11 protein-coding genes are annotated in these 15,669 nt (G+C 74.4%); all 11 read right to left on the reverse strand.

Annotated elements, in window-relative coordinates; translation table 11 throughout:
• Nucleotides 1-62: 62 nt before the first annotated feature.
• Nucleotides 63-1,394: a pitrilysin family protein gene (locus FBY24_RS18055; RefSeq protein WP_142162702.1), complete on the reverse strand. Its 1,332-nt coding sequence runs from the start codon at nt 1,392-1,394 to the stop codon at nt 63-65.
• 1 nt (nt 1,395) lies between these two features.
• Nucleotides 1,396-3,630 carry a polyribonucleotide nucleotidyltransferase gene (locus tag FBY24_RS18060; RefSeq protein ID WP_142162704.1) on the reverse strand — a complete coding sequence of 745 codons (2,235 nt, stop codon included), beginning with the start codon at nt 3,628-3,630 and terminating at the stop codon, nt 1,396-1,398.
• Nucleotides 3,631-3,873: 243 nt separating this feature from the next.
• Entirely contained in the window at nt 3,874-4,143 is a 270-nt protein-coding gene (gene rpsO, locus FBY24_RS18065; RefSeq protein WP_140460459.1) for a 30S ribosomal protein S15, read from the reverse strand.
• 124 nt (nt 4,144-4,267) lie between these two features.
• Nucleotides 4,268-5,272 carry a bifunctional riboflavin kinase/FAD synthetase gene (locus FBY24_RS18070; RefSeq protein WP_142162706.1) on the reverse strand — a complete coding sequence of 335 codons (1,005 nt, stop codon included), beginning with the start codon at nt 5,270-5,272 and terminating at the stop codon, nt 4,268-4,270.
• A gap of 140 nt (nt 5,273-5,412) precedes the next feature.
• On the reverse strand, nt 5,413-8,712 hold the full coding sequence (locus tag FBY24_RS18075) for a glycoside hydrolase family 9 protein (RefSeq protein WP_142162708.1): 3,300 nt from the start codon (nt 8,710-8,712) through the stop codon (nt 5,413-5,415).
• Between the two features lie 146 nt (nt 8,713-8,858).
• A complete protein-coding gene (gene truB, locus FBY24_RS18080) occupies nt 8,859-9,755 on the reverse strand; it encodes a tRNA pseudouridine(55) synthase TruB (RefSeq protein WP_255432548.1) in 897 nt (298 codons plus the stop codon).
• Nucleotides 9,756-9,865: 110 nt separating this feature from the next.
• The gene (gene rbfA, locus FBY24_RS18085; RefSeq protein WP_142162712.1) at nt 9,866-10,306 is read right to left on the reverse strand and encodes a 30S ribosome-binding factor RbfA; all 441 of its coding nucleotides are present in this window, start codon (nt 10,304-10,306) and stop codon (nt 9,866-9,868) included.
• A 182-nt stretch (nt 10,307-10,488) separates the two neighbouring features.
• Complete coding sequence (gene infB, locus FBY24_RS18090) at nt 10,489-13,416, reverse strand: translation initiation factor IF-2 (protein WP_142162714.1); 2,928 nt, start codon at nt 13,414-13,416, stop codon at nt 10,489-10,491.
• A gap of 160 nt (nt 13,417-13,576) precedes the next feature.
• Complete coding sequence (locus tag FBY24_RS18095) at nt 13,577-13,954, reverse strand: YlxR family protein (protein WP_142162716.1); 378 nt, start codon at nt 13,952-13,954, stop codon at nt 13,577-13,579.
• Nucleotides 13,951-15,027 (reverse strand): transcription termination factor NusA, encoded by a 1,077-nt coding sequence (nusA, locus tag FBY24_RS18100; RefSeq protein ID WP_142162718.1) that lies wholly within the window; start codon nt 15,025-15,027, stop codon nt 13,951-13,953. Before nusA ends, FBY24_RS18095 begins: the two co-directional genes overlap by 4 nt.
• Before the next feature lies 1 nt (nt 15,028).
• Nucleotides 15,029-15,571, reverse strand: a complete 543-nt coding sequence (gene rimP, locus FBY24_RS18105) for a ribosome maturation factor RimP (RefSeq protein ID WP_142162720.1) — start codon at nt 15,569-15,571, stop codon at nt 15,029-15,031.
• Between the last annotated feature and the right edge of the window lie 98 nt (nt 15,572-15,669).

Raw genomic sequence — 15,669 nt, forward strand, 5'->3', positions numbered from 1 at the left:
CGCCCCGGGTGCTCCCCGGGACGTCCGGCCCGTGACCGGTGGTCGGTCGCCCGACCAGGTGCTCAGTCGCCGAAGGGACCGACGCGCACGACCGAGCGCGGGACGCCCGCGAGCTCAGCCGCGAGGGCCTGGACCTCCTGCGCCGTGACGGCACGGATCCGTTCCAGCGTCTCGTCGACGCTCATGAGCTCGCCGTGCACCAGCTCGGACTTGCCGAGGCGGCTCATGCGTGACCCGGTGTCCTCCATGCCGAGCACGAGCCCGCCGGAGAGCTGGCCGACCGAGCGTGCGAGCTCGGCGGCACCCATGGGCGCCTGCGCCATCTTCTCCAGCTCGGCCACGAGCAGGTCCGTGACCTGGTCGACCTTGGCGGGCGTGCAGCCCGCGTACAGGCCGAACAGGCCGGTGTCGGCGTGCCCGCTCGCGAACGAGTACGTCGAGTACGCCAGGCCCCGCTTCTCACGGATCTCCTGGAACAGCCGCGACGACATGCCGCCGCCGAGCGCCGCGTTGAGCACCGAGAGCGTGAACCGGCGCTGGTCGGTCGCCGTCAGGCACAGCCCGCCGACGACGACGTTCGCCTGCTCCGTGGGCCGGCGGACCGTGAGCTCGACGGGGCCGGGCCCCCCGCCGGGTGCGCCGGCCGTCGCGGCCCGCCGGGCGGCCGGGACGGCCTGCGGGTCCAGGTCCCACCCTCCGGCGGCCAGTGCGTCGGAGACGAGCCGGCACAGCGCGTCGTGGTCGACCCCGCCCGCCGCGGTCACGACGAGCGTGGGCGCCCGGTAGTGCTCGCGGTAGTGCTCCCAGACGGCGTCGCGCGGGACGTCACGGATGGTCTGCGGCGTCCCGCCGATCGGCCGCCCGAGCGGGGTGTCGCCGAAGACCGCGGTGGCGAACTGCTCGTGCGCGACGTCGCTCGGGTCGTCGTCGTTCATGGCGAGCTCTTCGAGGATCACGCCGCGCTCGGTCTCGAGCTCGTCCGGGTCGAGGCGCGCCGACGTCACCATGTCCGCGATGACGTCGACCGCCATCGGCAGGTCCGAGTCGAGCACGCGGGCGTAGTAGCAGGTGTGCTCCTTGCCCGTGGCCGCGTTCGCCTCGCCGCCGACCGCGTCGAACGCCTCGGCGATGTCCATCGCCGAGCGCCGCGTCGTGCCCTTGAAGAGCAGGTGCTCGAGGAAGTGCGTCGAGCCGAAGTGGCCCGACGTCTCGTCGCGCGAGCCGACCCCGACCCACGCGCCGACGGTGGCCGAGCGCAGTCCGGGCATGTGCTCGGACAGCACCCGGACCCCGCCGGGCAGGACGGTGCGACGCACCTGGGCGTCACCGTCCTGCCCGACGGTCAGGTCCGAGCCGGCCGCCCCGGGGGCGACCAGAGGGAGGTGCTGGGGCACGTCAGGCGTCGTCGCCGGCCGGCTCGGCCGCCTTCTCGCCCTCGGCAGCCGGCTCCTCGTCGACCACGGCGTGCAGCGACAGCTTGCCGCGCGGGTCGATCTCGCCGATCTCGACCTGGACCTTCTGGCCGATCTGGACGACGTCCTCGACGTTCTCGACACGCTTGCCACCGACGAGCTTGCGGATCTGCGAGATGTGCAGCAGCCCGTCCTTGCCCGGCGAGAGCGACACGAACGCACCGAACGTCGTGGTCTTGACGACCGTCCCGACGAAGCGCTCGCCGATCTCCGGCATGTGCGGGTTCGCGATCGCGTTGACCGCGGCCCGTGCCGCCTCGGCCGACGGGCCGTCGGTCGCGCCGATGTAGACCGTGCCGTCGTCCTCGATGGAGATGTCGGCGCCGGTCTCCTCCTGGATCTGGTTGATCATCTTGCCCTTGGGGCCGATGACCTCGCCGATCTTGTCGACCGGCACCTTCACCGTGATGACGCGCGGCGCGAACGGGCTCATCTCGTCCGGGACGTCGATGGCCTCGCCGATGACGTCGAGGATCGCCAGGCGCGCGTCCTTGGCCTGCGTCAGCGCGCCGGCCAGCACCGAGGCGGGGATGCCGTCGAGCTTGGTGTCGAGCTGGATCGCGGTGACGAACTCCCGCGTGCCGGCGACCTTGAAGTCCATGTCGCCGAACGCGTCCTCGGCGCCCAGGATGTCGGTGAGCGCCGCGTAGCGGGTCTCACCGTCGACCGTGTCGGACACCAGGCCCATCGCGATGCCCGCGACCGGCGCGCGCAGCGGCACACCGGCGTTGAGCAGCGAGAGCGTCGCGGCGCAGACCGAGCCCATGGACGTCGAGCCGTTGGAGCCCAGCGCCTCGGAGACCTGGCGGATCGCGTAGGGGAACTCCTCGCGCGACGGCAGCACCGGCACGATCGCGCGCTCGGCGAGCGCGCCGTGGCCGATCTCGCGACGCTTCGGGGAGCCGACGCGGCCCGTCTCGCCCGTGGAGTAGGGCGGGAAGTTGTAGTGGTGCATGTACCGCTTGCGCGTCTCGGGCGACAGCGAGTCGATCTGCTGCTCCATGCGGAGCATGTTCAGCGTGGTGACACCCATGATCTGGGTCTCGCCGCGCTCGAAGATCGCCGAGCCGTGCGCCCGCGGGAGCACCTCGACCTCGGCCGACAGCGTGCGGATGTCCCGCAGGCCGCGGCCGTCGATGCGGAAGCCGTCGGTGAGGATGCGCTGGCGGATGAGCTGCTTCTGCAGCGAGCGGTACGCCGCCGAGAGCTCCTTCTCGCGCCCCTCGAACTGCGCCGCGAGCTGGGCGACGACGTCGGCCTTGATCTCGTCCAGGCGACCCTCGCGGTCCTGCTTGTCCGCGATCGACAGCGCCTCGCCGAGCGGGCCCGTGGCGACCTGCTCGACGGCGGTGAACGCGTCGGGCTGGTAGTCGGGGAACGTCGGGAAGACCTGGGTCTCCTTGGCGGCCTGCTGCGCGAGGGACTGCTGGGCCTCGACGAGCGCCTTGATGAACGGCTTCGCGGCCTCCAGGCCCTGCGCGACGACCTCCTCGGTCGGCACGGTCCCGCCGCCGCCGTGGATGAGCGCCCACGAGCCCTCGGGCGCGTCGGCCTCGATCATCGCGATCGCGACGTCGTCGCCGACGACGCGGCCGGCGACGACCATGTCGAACGTCGAGCGCTCGCGCTCGGAGTACCGCGGGAACGCGACCCACTGGCCGTCGACGAGCGCGAGGCGCGTCGCGGCGACGGGGCCGGAGAACGGCAGGCCGGACAGCTGCGTCGACATCGACGCGGCGTTGATCGCCAGCACGTCGTACGAGTCGTCGGGGTTGATCGACAGGACCGTCACGACGACCTGGACCTCGTTGCGCAGGCCCTTGACGAACAGGGGGCGCAGCGGGCGGTCGATGAGCCGGCAGGCCAGGATCGCCTCGGTCGAGGGCCGGCCCTCGCGGCGGAAGAACGAGCCGGGGATCTTGCCGGCCGCGTACTGGCGCTCCTCGACGTCCACCGTGAGGGGGAAGAAGTCGAAGTGGTCCTTGGGGTGCTTGCCGGCCGTCGTGGCCGACAGCAGCATCGTCTCCTCGTCGAGGTACGCGACGGCGGAGCCGGCGGCCTGCTTGGCCAGGCGGCCCGTCTCGAACCGGACGGTGCGGGTGCCGAAGCGACCGTTGTCGATCGTGGCCTCGGCGAACTGGATCTCGGGACCCTCCACGGGTGCCCTCCTCTTCCTCGAAGGCGCCGCCCAGCCCCGCGGCGGTCTTCGACCGTGGTCCCCGGACCCTGCGGGTCACGGGAGCCACTACCGAGGACCGGACGAGCGGGTCGGCGCGGTGTGTGGCACTACGGGTGGTGCGGGTGCCCCGCGTCCGCGGGGCCGCACCCGGGACCCGCCCGGCACGGACGGGGCCCGACGCAGCACCAGCCCGGACCGTCACGGTCCGGGCTGGTGCGGTGGTCAGCGACGCAGACCGAGGCGCTCGATGAGGCTGCGGTAGCGGTTGATGTCGATCTTCTGCAGGTAGGCCTGCAGACGACGACGACGACCCACGAGGAGCAGCAGCCCGCGACGGCTGTGGTGGTCGTGCTTGTGCGTCTTGAGGTGCTCGTTCAGGTCGTTGATGCGGCGCGTGAGCACCGCGATCTGCACCTCGGGCGAGCCGGTGTCACCCTCGTGCGTTGCATACTCGGCCATGATGGCCTGCTTCGTGGCGTTGTCGAGCGACACGGTGCTCCTCAGGTTTCTCGTTGCGCGGTGCACCGGGGCATGTCCACCCGGGCTCTCTCGGTCCGCGGCCGGTCGTACGGCACGTTCACTCTAGCAGGGCGGCGGCACCCCGCCGGTCGGCCCGTCAGGCGTCGAGCACGCGCCGCACGTCCTCGACGTCGCGGGCCATCTGCACGCACAGGTCCTCGACCGAGTCGAAGCGCAGCGTCGGGCGCATCCGCTCGACCAGCTCCACGACGACCTCCTGGTCGTACAGGTCCAGGTCGTCGCGGTCGAGCACGTAGGCCTCGACGCGGCGCTGCGTGCCGTCGAAGGTCGGGTTGGTGCCGACCGAGACCGCCGCGGGCAGCACCCGGTCCGGGGCGCCCTCGGGTACCGGGACGCCGGCCGCGTCGCGCACGCGGCGCAGGCGTCCCGCGTAGACGCCGTCGGCCGGGACCATGCCCGTCGCGTCCTGCGACAGGTTGGCCGTGGGGTAGCCCAGGTCGCGACCGCGCGCGTCGCCGTGGACGACCCGTCCCCGCACCCGGTGCGGCCGGCCGAGCACGTGCGCGGCGCCCGCGACGTCGCCCTCCTCGAGCAGCTCCCGGACCCAGGTCGACGACCAGCGGCGCCGGGCCGGGACGTCGGCGTCCGCCGGGCCTGCGCCGGCGGACGGCGTCACGTCGTCGATCACCTCGACGTCGAACCCGAACCGCTCGCCCAGCGCCCGCATCGTCGACAGGTCGCCGGAGTTGTTCCAGCCGAACCGCACGTCCCGCCCGACGACGACGGTGCGGGCGGCGAGGTGCTCCACGAGCCACCGGGACACGAACTCCTCGGGCGTCTGGCGCGCGAAGCCGAGCGTGTACGTCACCAGCAGGACGGCGTCCAGGCCCGTCGCCGCCAGGAGCTCGAGACGGTCCTCGTCGCCGCACAGCAGCGGCGGGGCCTCGTCGGGGCGGTGCACCTGGGCCGGGTGCGGCGTGAACGTCACGGCGACGGCCCGGACGCCGGCGCGACGGGCGTCGGCGACCATCTGCGTCAGCACCGCCACGTGCCCGCGGTGCACACCGTCGAAGTTGCCGAGGGTGACCACCGACGGCCCGAAGTCCGCCGGCACCTGCGCCAGCTCGGTCCAGACCAGCACGCGCGCTCCCGTCGCCACCACCGGCCACGCCCGTCGCGAGGCCCGACGGACAAGCCTGCCACGCCGCACGGGCCCCGGACGACGCGGACCCGTGCGGCGGACCGTCGGCAGGCCCGCCGCACGTGCCGCCCGCGCGGCCGTCAGCTGCGCCGGGGCAGGAGCGTCAGGGCGGCGGCGTCGCTGGCGGCCGTGCCCTCGGCGTTGCGGAACACCGCGCGGTAGGACGTGCCCGCGGCGAGCGCGCTCACCCGCACCCGCAGCGTCGTGCTGCACGCACCCGGCACGTCCACCCACCGGCCGCCGCCACGACGCACCTGCCACCGCACCGCCGGCTCGGGGTACCCCGACGCGGACGCGGTGAACGTCGCCCACGTGCCGACCCGGGCCGTCACCGGCTCCGGGTGCTCGAGCACCTGCGGCGCGGCGCGCTCGACGCGCAGCCGGACGGTCCCGGTGGTCGCCGAGCCCGACGCGTTGGTGAACACCGCCCGGTACCGCGCCCCGTCGACGGCACGCGAGGCCACGACCTCGAGGGTCGTCGACGTCGCGCCCGCCACGTCCTTCCACCCGCGGTGGCCGCGCACCTGCCACTGCACGGACGGCACGGGCACGCCGGACGCGGCCGCGGTGAACGTGGCGGTCCCGCCCCGGGGTGCGACGGCGTCCGTCGGCTGCGTCGTCACCGTCGGCGCGACCGCGAGCACCGAGCCGTCGCCCTGGTCGGCGACGAACGACGCGACCCACGAGAGCGCGGAGTTCCAGTTGACGGTGATCTCGTTGGACGCCCACGAGCTGATCTCGTCGAGGTAGCACGTGGCGGGGGCGCAGCCCTCGGTGAACGCGGCCTGCATCGTCGGGTCCCACGTCCCGCTCAGCGAGTTCGGGCCGCCCGCGAGCGAGCCCGGCGGCGGGTGCGGCAGCGACGGGTCGAGCTGGGCGGCGAACCACCGCGAGTGCTGGTTCTCGGAGGCGACGGTGCCCCAGCCGGTGACGTACGACCGGTTGAGCGCGTTGCGCCCGAACAGGTAGTCCAGGCCCTCGAGCACGCCCCGCAGGTACTGCGCGTCGCCGGTCAGGTCGTACGCCGTGGCGACCACCACGAGGATGTTGGCCACCGACGAGTTGGATCCCCAGTCGTACGCGCCGGTCGTCGGCGAGTACACCGAGCCCCACGGCTGGTCGCCCTGCGCGGCGAGGTACGCGTCCGCGGCCTCGACCACCGACGTCCGGACGGCACCACGGTCGGGCAGGTCGTTGGGCACCGTCGCGAGGCTGAGGCGGCCGAGGGCGCCCGTGCTGCCCCAGGAGAACCCGCCGCCGTCGAAGACGACGCCGGTGTGGGTCGGGTTCGCGGTGAGGTCGTCGGCGAACCGCTGCTCCCCCGTCGTGACGTACAGCTCGGCCGCCGCCCAGTAGAACTCGTCGGTCACGTTCGCGTCGTCGTAGGGGCCGCCGCCGTCGGCGCCCGCCGCGGCCGGGGCGTACACCTCGGGGTGCGCCAGCGCCGCCTCGTACGTCGAGCGGGCCGTGGCGAGCAGCGTCGCGGCGAACTCCTCGTCGTAGGCCTCGAACAGGCGCGCGCCCTGCGCCGCGACCGCGGACAGGTTGAGCGTCGCGGCCGTCGACGGGCGGTGCAGCGAACGCGCCTGCGGGTCGTCGGCGGGCAGCAGGGGCAGCCCCGTCCAGCCCTCGTCGTGGATCTTGTGGTGCACCATCCCGGCGTACTCGCCGGACGGCACGACCATCTTGAGCATCCACTCCAGCTCCCAGCGCGCCTCGTCCAGCACGTCCGGCACGCCGTCGCCGTGCTCGGGCACGTCCAGCGTGCCGTCGTCGAGCGCGCCCGCCCGCGCGGTGGGCGCGGTGAGGGTGCGCTCGTAGGTCGACATCAGCTGGGCCACCGCGATGCCGCCGTTGACGACGTACTTGCCGTGGTCGCCCGCGTCGTACCAGCCGCCGGTCACGTCGAGCGTGTAGTCGCAGGTCCAGCCGTCGTAGTAGTCGCGCGGCCCGATGCACGGCACGTCCGTGTCGCCACGGTTCGGGGCGACACCCACGTGACCGGCCTCCCGGGCGTACGCCTCCCCCACGACCGACGCCTCGATGTCGGTGCCGGAGCGCGCGAGGTAGAAGTAGTTCAGCGCGTCGTAGCGCAGCTGGGCGTACAGGTCCGCGTCGATCGCGAACGGGTGGCTCGTCTCGCCGTCGGCCACGAGCGTGAAGCCCGTGCCGGTGGCGTGGACGTCGGTCAGGTCCAGCACGTGCACGTCCTGCCCGGACGAGGCGTCGGCGCCGACCGGCTGGGACGTGCCGGTCGCGACCTCGGTCCCGTCGGAGTCGAGCAGCTGCCAGGCCACGGGCTCGGTGGCGTCGGTGACGAGGGTCGCGCGCTTGGGGCCCTGCGGCAGGTAGCCGACCTGGTTGACGCGCACGCGGGGCCCGGTGTCGGGCTCGTAGGGCGGCGGCGGGGTCGCCGACGTGGTCAAGGAGATCTCCTGGACGCAGAAGGTGTACGGCGCCTGCTTGCCCAGGTGGACGGCCACCTGACCGGGCGCGGTGCCGTCGGACGGGAACGACAGGGCGGCGGTGAACGGGTACTCGAGCGTCGTGGTCGACGTGCCGAGGGTCGCCGCCCCCTGGTCGAGGACCGTGCGGTACGCGCCGCCGCCCTCGCCGACCAGGACCCGGACCGGCGTGGAGGGCTCGGTCCGGCCGGTCACGCTCAGCACGTAGTTCTGGCCCTCCTCGACCGGCAGACCGGTGAACGAGAGCCCGGCGTCCCAGGGGTTGGCGTTCCCGCCGGGGACCGCGACGCACATCTCGCCGTCCGCGAAGGTCGGCTCGGCCGTGCCGTACAGCCCCCACGGCCCGAGCCCGTCGGCGAACGACGTCTGCGGGAGCAGCTCGCTGTCGCTCGTCAGGGAGACGTCGTCGAGGCAGAACGTCCACGCGTCGGGCGTGAACCCGCCGAGCTGGAAGGCGATCTGCCCCTCCGGCTGCTCGTCCGTCGGGGCCGCGGGGTACGTCGCCGCGGCCGTGAACGTCTCCTCGACGGGCGTCGGCTCCGACGTCAGCGCGGGGCTCGTGTCGAGGACCGTGCCGTACGGGGCGCCGTTCTGCCCGACGAGCGCACGGATCGTGACGTCGGTCGACGCCGTGGCCGTGTACGCGAGGGTGTACGTCGTGCCCTCGTCGACGGCCACGCCGTTGAGCACGACGCCCACCGCGTACTGCGCGGAGCCGGCGGGGACGTCGACGCAGAACGCGCCGCTGCTCGTGTCGGCCTCGCCCGCGGTGCCGTACGCCACCCAGCCGCCGGGGCCGTCGTCGAACCCGTCGTCCACGGCGGCGGCGGGCACGAGGCCTGCCAGCACCATCGCCGCGGCGCCCACCACGGCTCCTGCGGCCGCCCGGGCGTGCGGCCCCCTGTGTCGCGTCATCTCGTCCCCCTCGCGGGCGCCGCACGACGGTGTGCGACGACGTCGGTCAGGCTAGGGGCGCGTCCGGGACCGCGGAAGCCCGGCGGCGGGACGTAAACGTTTAGGCACCCTCTGCCAGCGGACCCGGGCCGAGCGGGGGCTGCGCGTCAGGCCGGGGCGAAGACGACGAGCGGCCGGACCCCGGTGCCGCGCAGCGCGACCACCGCGACGAGCGAGCCGTCGGGTCCGATCGCGGCCGTCGGCCCCTCGTCGCCGGGACCGGCGCCGATCGCCTGCCCGTAGGACAGGGCGCGCGCCTCGGGCTCGCTCAGCTCGCGCACCGGCAGCGCGGCGCGCGCGGCGTCGGCCAGCGGCAGGACGGTGACGGGCTCGTCCACGGGAGCGGCGGCGAGGTCGTCGAGCGTCCGCGCCGCACCGAGCGCGTAGCCGCCGACGCGGGTGCGCCGCAGGGCGGTCAGGTGACCGCCGACGCCGAGGGCGTCCCCGAGGTCGCGGGCGATCGCGCGCACGTAGGTGCCCGACGAGCAGGTGACGCGCACGTCGACGTCGAGCACGGCGACCGTGCTGCCGTCGGGTGCCTCGACCTGCGCCGTCCGGACGTCCACGACGTCGAGGCGGGCGACCGTGACGGGCCGTGCGGCGAGCTCGACGGTCTCGCCCGCCCGGACGCGGGCGTAGGCCCGCTGCCCGTCGACCTTGAGCGCGGAGACCGCGCTCGGCACCTGGAGGACGTCGCCCGTGAGCGGCAGCGCGGCGGCCTCGACCTGGGCCCGGTCGACCCCGGAGGCGTCCCGGACCGTCAGGACGTCGCCCTCGGCGTCCTCGGTCGTGGTGGTCACGCCCAGGCGCACGGTGGCGTCGTAGTCCTTGTCGGCGCCGGAGACGTAGGTGAGCAGCCGGGTGGCCCGCCCGACACCGACGACGAGCACACCGGTGGCCATGGGGTCGAGGGTGCCGCCGTGCCCGACCTTGCGCGTGCCGGCGATGCCGCGCATGCGCGCGACGACGTCGTGGCTGGTCCAGCCCTGGGGCTTGTCGACCACGACGACCCCGTCGGCGGCGGTGGGCCGCCGCGGGGGGCGGGGTGCGTCGGGGTCACGGACCTGCCGCGGCCGGTCGCGGTCGCGCGGTTCCCGGCGTGCGCCGGGTGCGCTCACCCGGCGTCCTCGTCGTCCTCGTCGCGGTGCCGGTAGGGGTCGGCGTCGCCCGCGGGCCTGGCCTGCGCGGCGAGCGCGGCCACCTGGGCGTCACGGCGCGCCGCCTCGGAGAGCGCGGCCTCGAGGTGCGCGGCGGTCTCGGGGACGGCGTCGAGGTGGAACGCGAGCGTCGGCGTGAGCCGGATGCCCGTCTGCTTGCCGACCTCGGAGCGGATCAGCCCCTTGGCGCTCTCGAGCGCGGCCGCGGAGCCGGCCCGGGCCTCCTCGTCGCCGAGGACGGTGTAGTAGATGTCCGCGTGCTGCAGGTCACCGGTGACGCGCACGTCGGTGACCGTGACGAACCCGAGCCGCGGGTCCTTCACGCGGGTGTCGATCATGCGGGCGACGACCTGCTGCACCCGCTCGGCGAGCTTGCGCGCCCGTGCTGTGTCTGCCATGTGTGATCTCGTCTCTTCTGACCCTCTGCCCGCCGGCGGCGGGACGACGAACGAGGCCGACCGCAGGGAGGGGGCGGCGGGCCGTGGTGGGCCTGGCACGGGCCGCCAGGCCCGCGGTAGGCCCGCCGCTCCCTCCCGGAGGTCGGCCGGGGGTGGGTGTCGCCACCCACCCCCGTCGGACGTCAGCTGCGGGGCTTCTCCCGCATCTCGAACGTCTGGATGACGTCCTCGACGCGCAGGTCGTTGTACGACCCGAGGCCGATGCCGCACTCGTAGCCCTCGCGGACCTCGGTGGCGTCGTCCTTGAACCGCTTGAGCGACTCGATCGTGAGGTTGTCGGCGATGACCTTGCCGCCCCGCAGCACGCGTGCCTTGGAGTTGCGGCGGATCTCCCCGGAGCGCACGAGCGCACCGGCGATGTTGCCGAGCTTGGAGGAGCGGAAGATCTCGCGGATCTCGGCGGTGCCGAGCTGCGCCTCCTCGTACTCCGGCTTGAGCATGCCCTTGAGGGCCGCCTCGACGTCGTCGATCGCCTGGTAGATGACCGAGTAGAAGCGCACGTCGACGCCCTCGCGGTCGGCGAGCTCCTCGACGCGCTCCGCGTACTTGACGTTGAACCCGATGATGATCGCGTTGTCGACCGTCGCCAGGTTGACGTCGTTCTGCGTGATGGCACCGACGCCGCGGTGGATGACGCGCAGGGCGACCTCCTCGCCGACGTCGATCTTCATCAGCGCGTCCTCGAGCGCCTCGACGGCACCCGACACGTCGCCCTTGAGGACGAGGTTGAGCGTCTCGACCTTGCCCAGCTGGAGCGCCTGCGTGAAGTCCTCGAGGCTGATGCGCTTGCGACGCTTGGCCAGGAGGGCGGCACGCTCGGCCGCCTCGCGCTTCTCCGCGATCTGCCGCGCGGTCCGCTCGTCCGGCGCCACGAGGAACGTGTCGCCGGCGCTCGGGACCGAGGCCAGGCCGAGGACCTGCACCGGACGGGCCGGGCCGGCCTCGGCGACGGTCTCGCCGTGCTCGTCGAACATCGCACGGACGCGGCCGTGGGCCGTGCCCGCGACGATCGCGTCGCCGACGTGCAGCGTGCCGGACTGGACCAGCACGGTGGCGACCGCGCCGCGACCCTTGTCGAGGTTGGCCTCGACGGCCACGCCGCGGGCGTCCTTGTCGGGGTTGGCCCGCAGGTCCAGCGACGCGTCGGCGGTCAGCAGGACGGCCTCGAGGAGGTCGTCGATGCCGGTGCGCTTCAGCGCCGAGATGTTGACGAACATCGTGTCGCCGCCGTACTCCTCGGCCACGAGGTTGTACTCGGTGAGCTGCTGGCGGATCTTGTCGGGGTTGGCCCCCTCCTTGTCCACCTTGTTGACCGCGACGACGATCGGCACGTTGGCCGACTGCGCGTGGTTGAGCGCCTCGATCGTCTGGGGCATCACGCCGTCGTCCGCCGCGACCACCAGGATCGCGATGTCGGTGACCTGCGCACCACGGGCACGCATGGCGGTGAACGCCTCGTGGCCCGGGGTGTCGATGAAGGTCAGGGCACGGTCGGTGCCCTCGTGCGTGGTGTGCACCTGGTACGCACCGATGTGCTGCGTGATGCCGCCGGCCTCGCCCGCGACGACGTCCGTGGACCGGATCGCGTCGAGCAGCTTGGTCTTGCCGTGGTCGACGTGACCCATGACGGTGACCACCGGCGGGCGCGCGACGAGGTCCTCGTCGCCCTCGCCCTCGAGCTCGGCGTCCAGGTCGATGTCGAAGGACCCGAGCAGCTCGCGGTCCTCCTCCTCGGCCGAGACCATCTCGATCACGTAGCCGAGCTCGGTCGCGAGCGCGCCGAACGTGTCCTCGTCGAGGGACTGCGTGGCCGTGGCCATCTCGCCGAGGTGGAAGAGCACGGTCACGAGCGAGGCCGGGTTGGCGTCGATCTTGTCCGCGAAGTCGTTGAGCGAGGACCCGTGCCGGAGCCGGACGACGGTCGTGCCGTTGCCGCGCGGGACGGACACGCCGCCCAGCGACGGCGCCTGCATCTGCTCGAACTCCTGGCGCTTGGCCCGCTTCGACTTGCGCCCGCGGACGGGACGCCCGCCGGCACGGCCGAACGCACCCTGCGTGCTGCCGCGACCGGCGCCGCCGGGACGACCGCCGCCACCGGGACGACCGGCGAAGCCGCCGCCACCCGCGCCGGGGGCACCGCCACCGCCGCCGGGACGACCGCCGAAGCCGCCACGACCGCCGCCGCCACCCGGGCCGCCGCGACCGGCACCGGCCGGACGCTCGCCGGGACGACCGACGCCGCTCGAGGTGCGGCCGGGCATCATGCCGGGGTTGGGACGCGGGCCGCCGGGGCGCGGGGCCGCCGGACGGGGGCCGCCCGGGCGGTCGCCCGACGCGGCCGCGGGTGCGCCCTCGGCCTGACGCCGGTCACCGGGGCGGGGCATGCCCTGGGACGGCGCGAACGGGTTGTTGCCCGGACGGGGGCCGCCGGGACGCGGACCGCCCGGACGGGGGCCCCCGGGACGGTCGCCGCCGCCCGTGCGCTCGCCGCCGGGACGCTCACGGTCGCCGCCCTGACGGGGCATGCCCTGGGACGGCGCGAACGGGTTGTTGCCCGGGCGCGCGGCGGGCGTGCGCGGACCGGGTCGGGCGCCGGGGGTGCTCGTCCCGGCGGCGCGGGGCGTCGCCGGGCGCGGCGCGGGGGCCGCGGGGCGGGCGGCCGGCGCCTGCGGGGCGGGCGCCTCGGCCGCCGGGGCGGCCGGTGCGGGCTGCGGGGCCGCGGGAGCGGCCGGCGCGGGTGCTGCTGCCGCTGCCGGTGCTGCCGGAGCGGGCGCCGACGGAGCCGCCGCGGCGGCGGGCGCCGGAGCGGCGGGACGTGCTGCGGGCGCGGGCGCCGGCGCCGCGGGGCGCGCGGGAGCCGGCTTCGGCGCGGACGAGCCGTTGCCGGAGCCACCCACGGGGTAGGTGTCGCGCAGCTTGCGCACGACGGGCGGCTCGATCGTCGAGGACGCCGAGCGGACGAACTCCCCGAGCTCGTTCAGCTTGGTCATGATGGTCTTGCTGTCGACCCCGAGCTCCTTGGCGAGCTCGTAGACGCGGACCTTGGCCACATCTCTCCTGTCTCGGTCCGCCCGGACAGGTCGGACCGTCGTTAGTGCTGGGTACTCATCGCTGGGTACTCATCGGTGCGTGCTCATCGGGTAGCCATCGGCTTCCAGACCCGCTTTCCCTGTCGGCGGTCGACGTCGGACCTCGTCCGGCGTCGTTCGTTCACTGCTGGTCGTGACCTGCGTGCCGTGCCACGGCAGCGGCGAGCACCTCCCCCCCGAGGGGCCCCGCGTGGCGCAGGGCCCGCGGGAAGGCCCGCCGGCGGACGGCGAGCTCGAGGCAGTGCAGGTCGGGGTGGAGCCAGGCTCCCCTCCCCGGCATCCGGCGGCGCTCGTCCACGACGAGCACGGGATCTCCCGCGTCGTCGTGACCCAGCACCACCCTCAGCAGGGACGACCGGTGGGCGGTCGCACGACACCCCACGCACGTGCGGGCAGGACCCTGGTCGGGCACGGGAGGTGCGGGATCTGGGGTCCGCCTGCGCGGCACGGGGAGCCGGTCGTCCGGCCCAGCCTCGGAGAGTCTACCGCGCCGGGTCACCGTGCGTGACCGGAGCGCCCGTCCTGCCCGCTGCTCGCGGCTTGGTCCGCCCGGCCGGCGGGCCGATCGTCGGGCGCGGCACCGGCGTCGCCGTCCTGGTCCTGCGCGTCGGACCTGATGTCGATGCGCCAGCCGGTGAGCTTGGCGGCGAGGCGCGCGTTCTGGCCCTCCTTGCCGATCGCGAGCGACAGCTGGTAGTCGGGCACGACGACGCGCGCGGCCCGCGCGACCGGGTCGACGACCGTGACCTGCAGCACGCGGGCCGGCGACAGCGCGTGCGCGACCATCTGCGCCGGGTCGTCGGAGTGGTCGACGATGTCGATCTTCTCGCCGTGCAGCTCGGCCATGACGGCGCGCACGCGGCCACCCATCGGGCCGATGCACGCGCCCTTGGCGTTCACCCCCGCGACGTTCGCCCGGACCGACATCTTGGTGCGGTGACCGGCCTCGCGGGCCATCGCCATGATCTCGACCGTGCCGTCGGCGATCTCGGGGACCTCGAGCTCGAAGAGCCGCCGCACGAGGTTCGGGTGCGTGCGCGACAGCGTGATCTGCGGCCCGCGGGGGCCGCGGGCCACGTCGAGCACGTACGCCCGCAGACGCTCGCCGTGCACGTACTTCTCGCCCGGGACCTGCTCGTGCGCCGGCAGCACGGCCTCGACTCCGCCGACGTCGACCATGACCGTGCGCGGGTCGCGACCCTGCTGGATGACGCCGCCGAGCACCTCGCCCGCACGGCCGCGGAAGGCCCCCAGCACCTGGTCGTCCTCGGCGTCGCGCAGCCGCTGCACGATGACCTGCCGCGCGGTCGCGGTCGCGATGCGCCCGAAGCCCGCGGGGGTGTCGTCGAACTCGGGCGTCGCCGCCTCGGGGTCCTCGGGGTCGGGCTGCTCGCGCGCCCACACGGTCACGTGCCCGCTGCGCCGGTCCACCTCGACGCGGGCGCGCTGCTGCGCACCGGGCGTGTGGTGGTAGGCCGAGAGCAGCGCCTGCTCGATCGCCTCGACGAGCACGCCGAGGTCGATCTCCCGCTCGCGCTCGATGAGGCGCAGCGCCGCCATGTCGATGTCCACGTCAGCCTTCTCCAGGTCCGTCGTCGTCCGCGGGCCCCAGCCCGCTCATGTCCACCTCGACGCGCCCGGCGCGCACGTCGGCCCACACCACCTCGACCGGGGCGCCCTCCCGCACGGGGCGCCCCTTGGCGGGGACCCCGAGGGGCACGACGACCAGGGTCGGCGCGTCGCCGGCGCCGACGTCGCGCAGACGTCCGCGCACCGAGGTGCCGTCCGTCCGCTCGAGCACGACGAGCCGGCCCGTCGCGCGCCGCCAGTGCCGCGGCTGCGTCAGCGGCCGGTCCACGCCCGGGCTGCTCACCTCGAGCGTGTAGTGCCCGGCCACGGCGTCGGCCGCGTCGAGCGCGTCGGAGACGGCCCGTGTGACCTCGCCGACCCGGTCGAGGTCCAGCTCGGCGTCGGCGTCGTCGACGTCCACCACGACCCGGACGACCGAGCGGGCGCCGGCCCGGACGACCTCCAGGTCCTCGAGCAGCAGCCCGGCACCGCGCACGGCGGGGTCCACGACCTCACGCACCCGTGCGGCGGACGATGGCGCGACCATGACGCGGCCTCCTGTCGGCTCCCTCGCGGGCCCTCACGCGCGGAGGACGACCCTTGTGACGTTGTGTGTGCGACCAGCCTAACGACTTCCGCGGGCCC

This window comes from Cellulomonas sp. SLBN-39, assembly GCF_006715865.1.
Taxonomy (GTDB): Bacteria; Actinomycetota; Actinomycetes; order Actinomycetales; family Cellulomonadaceae; genus Cellulomonas.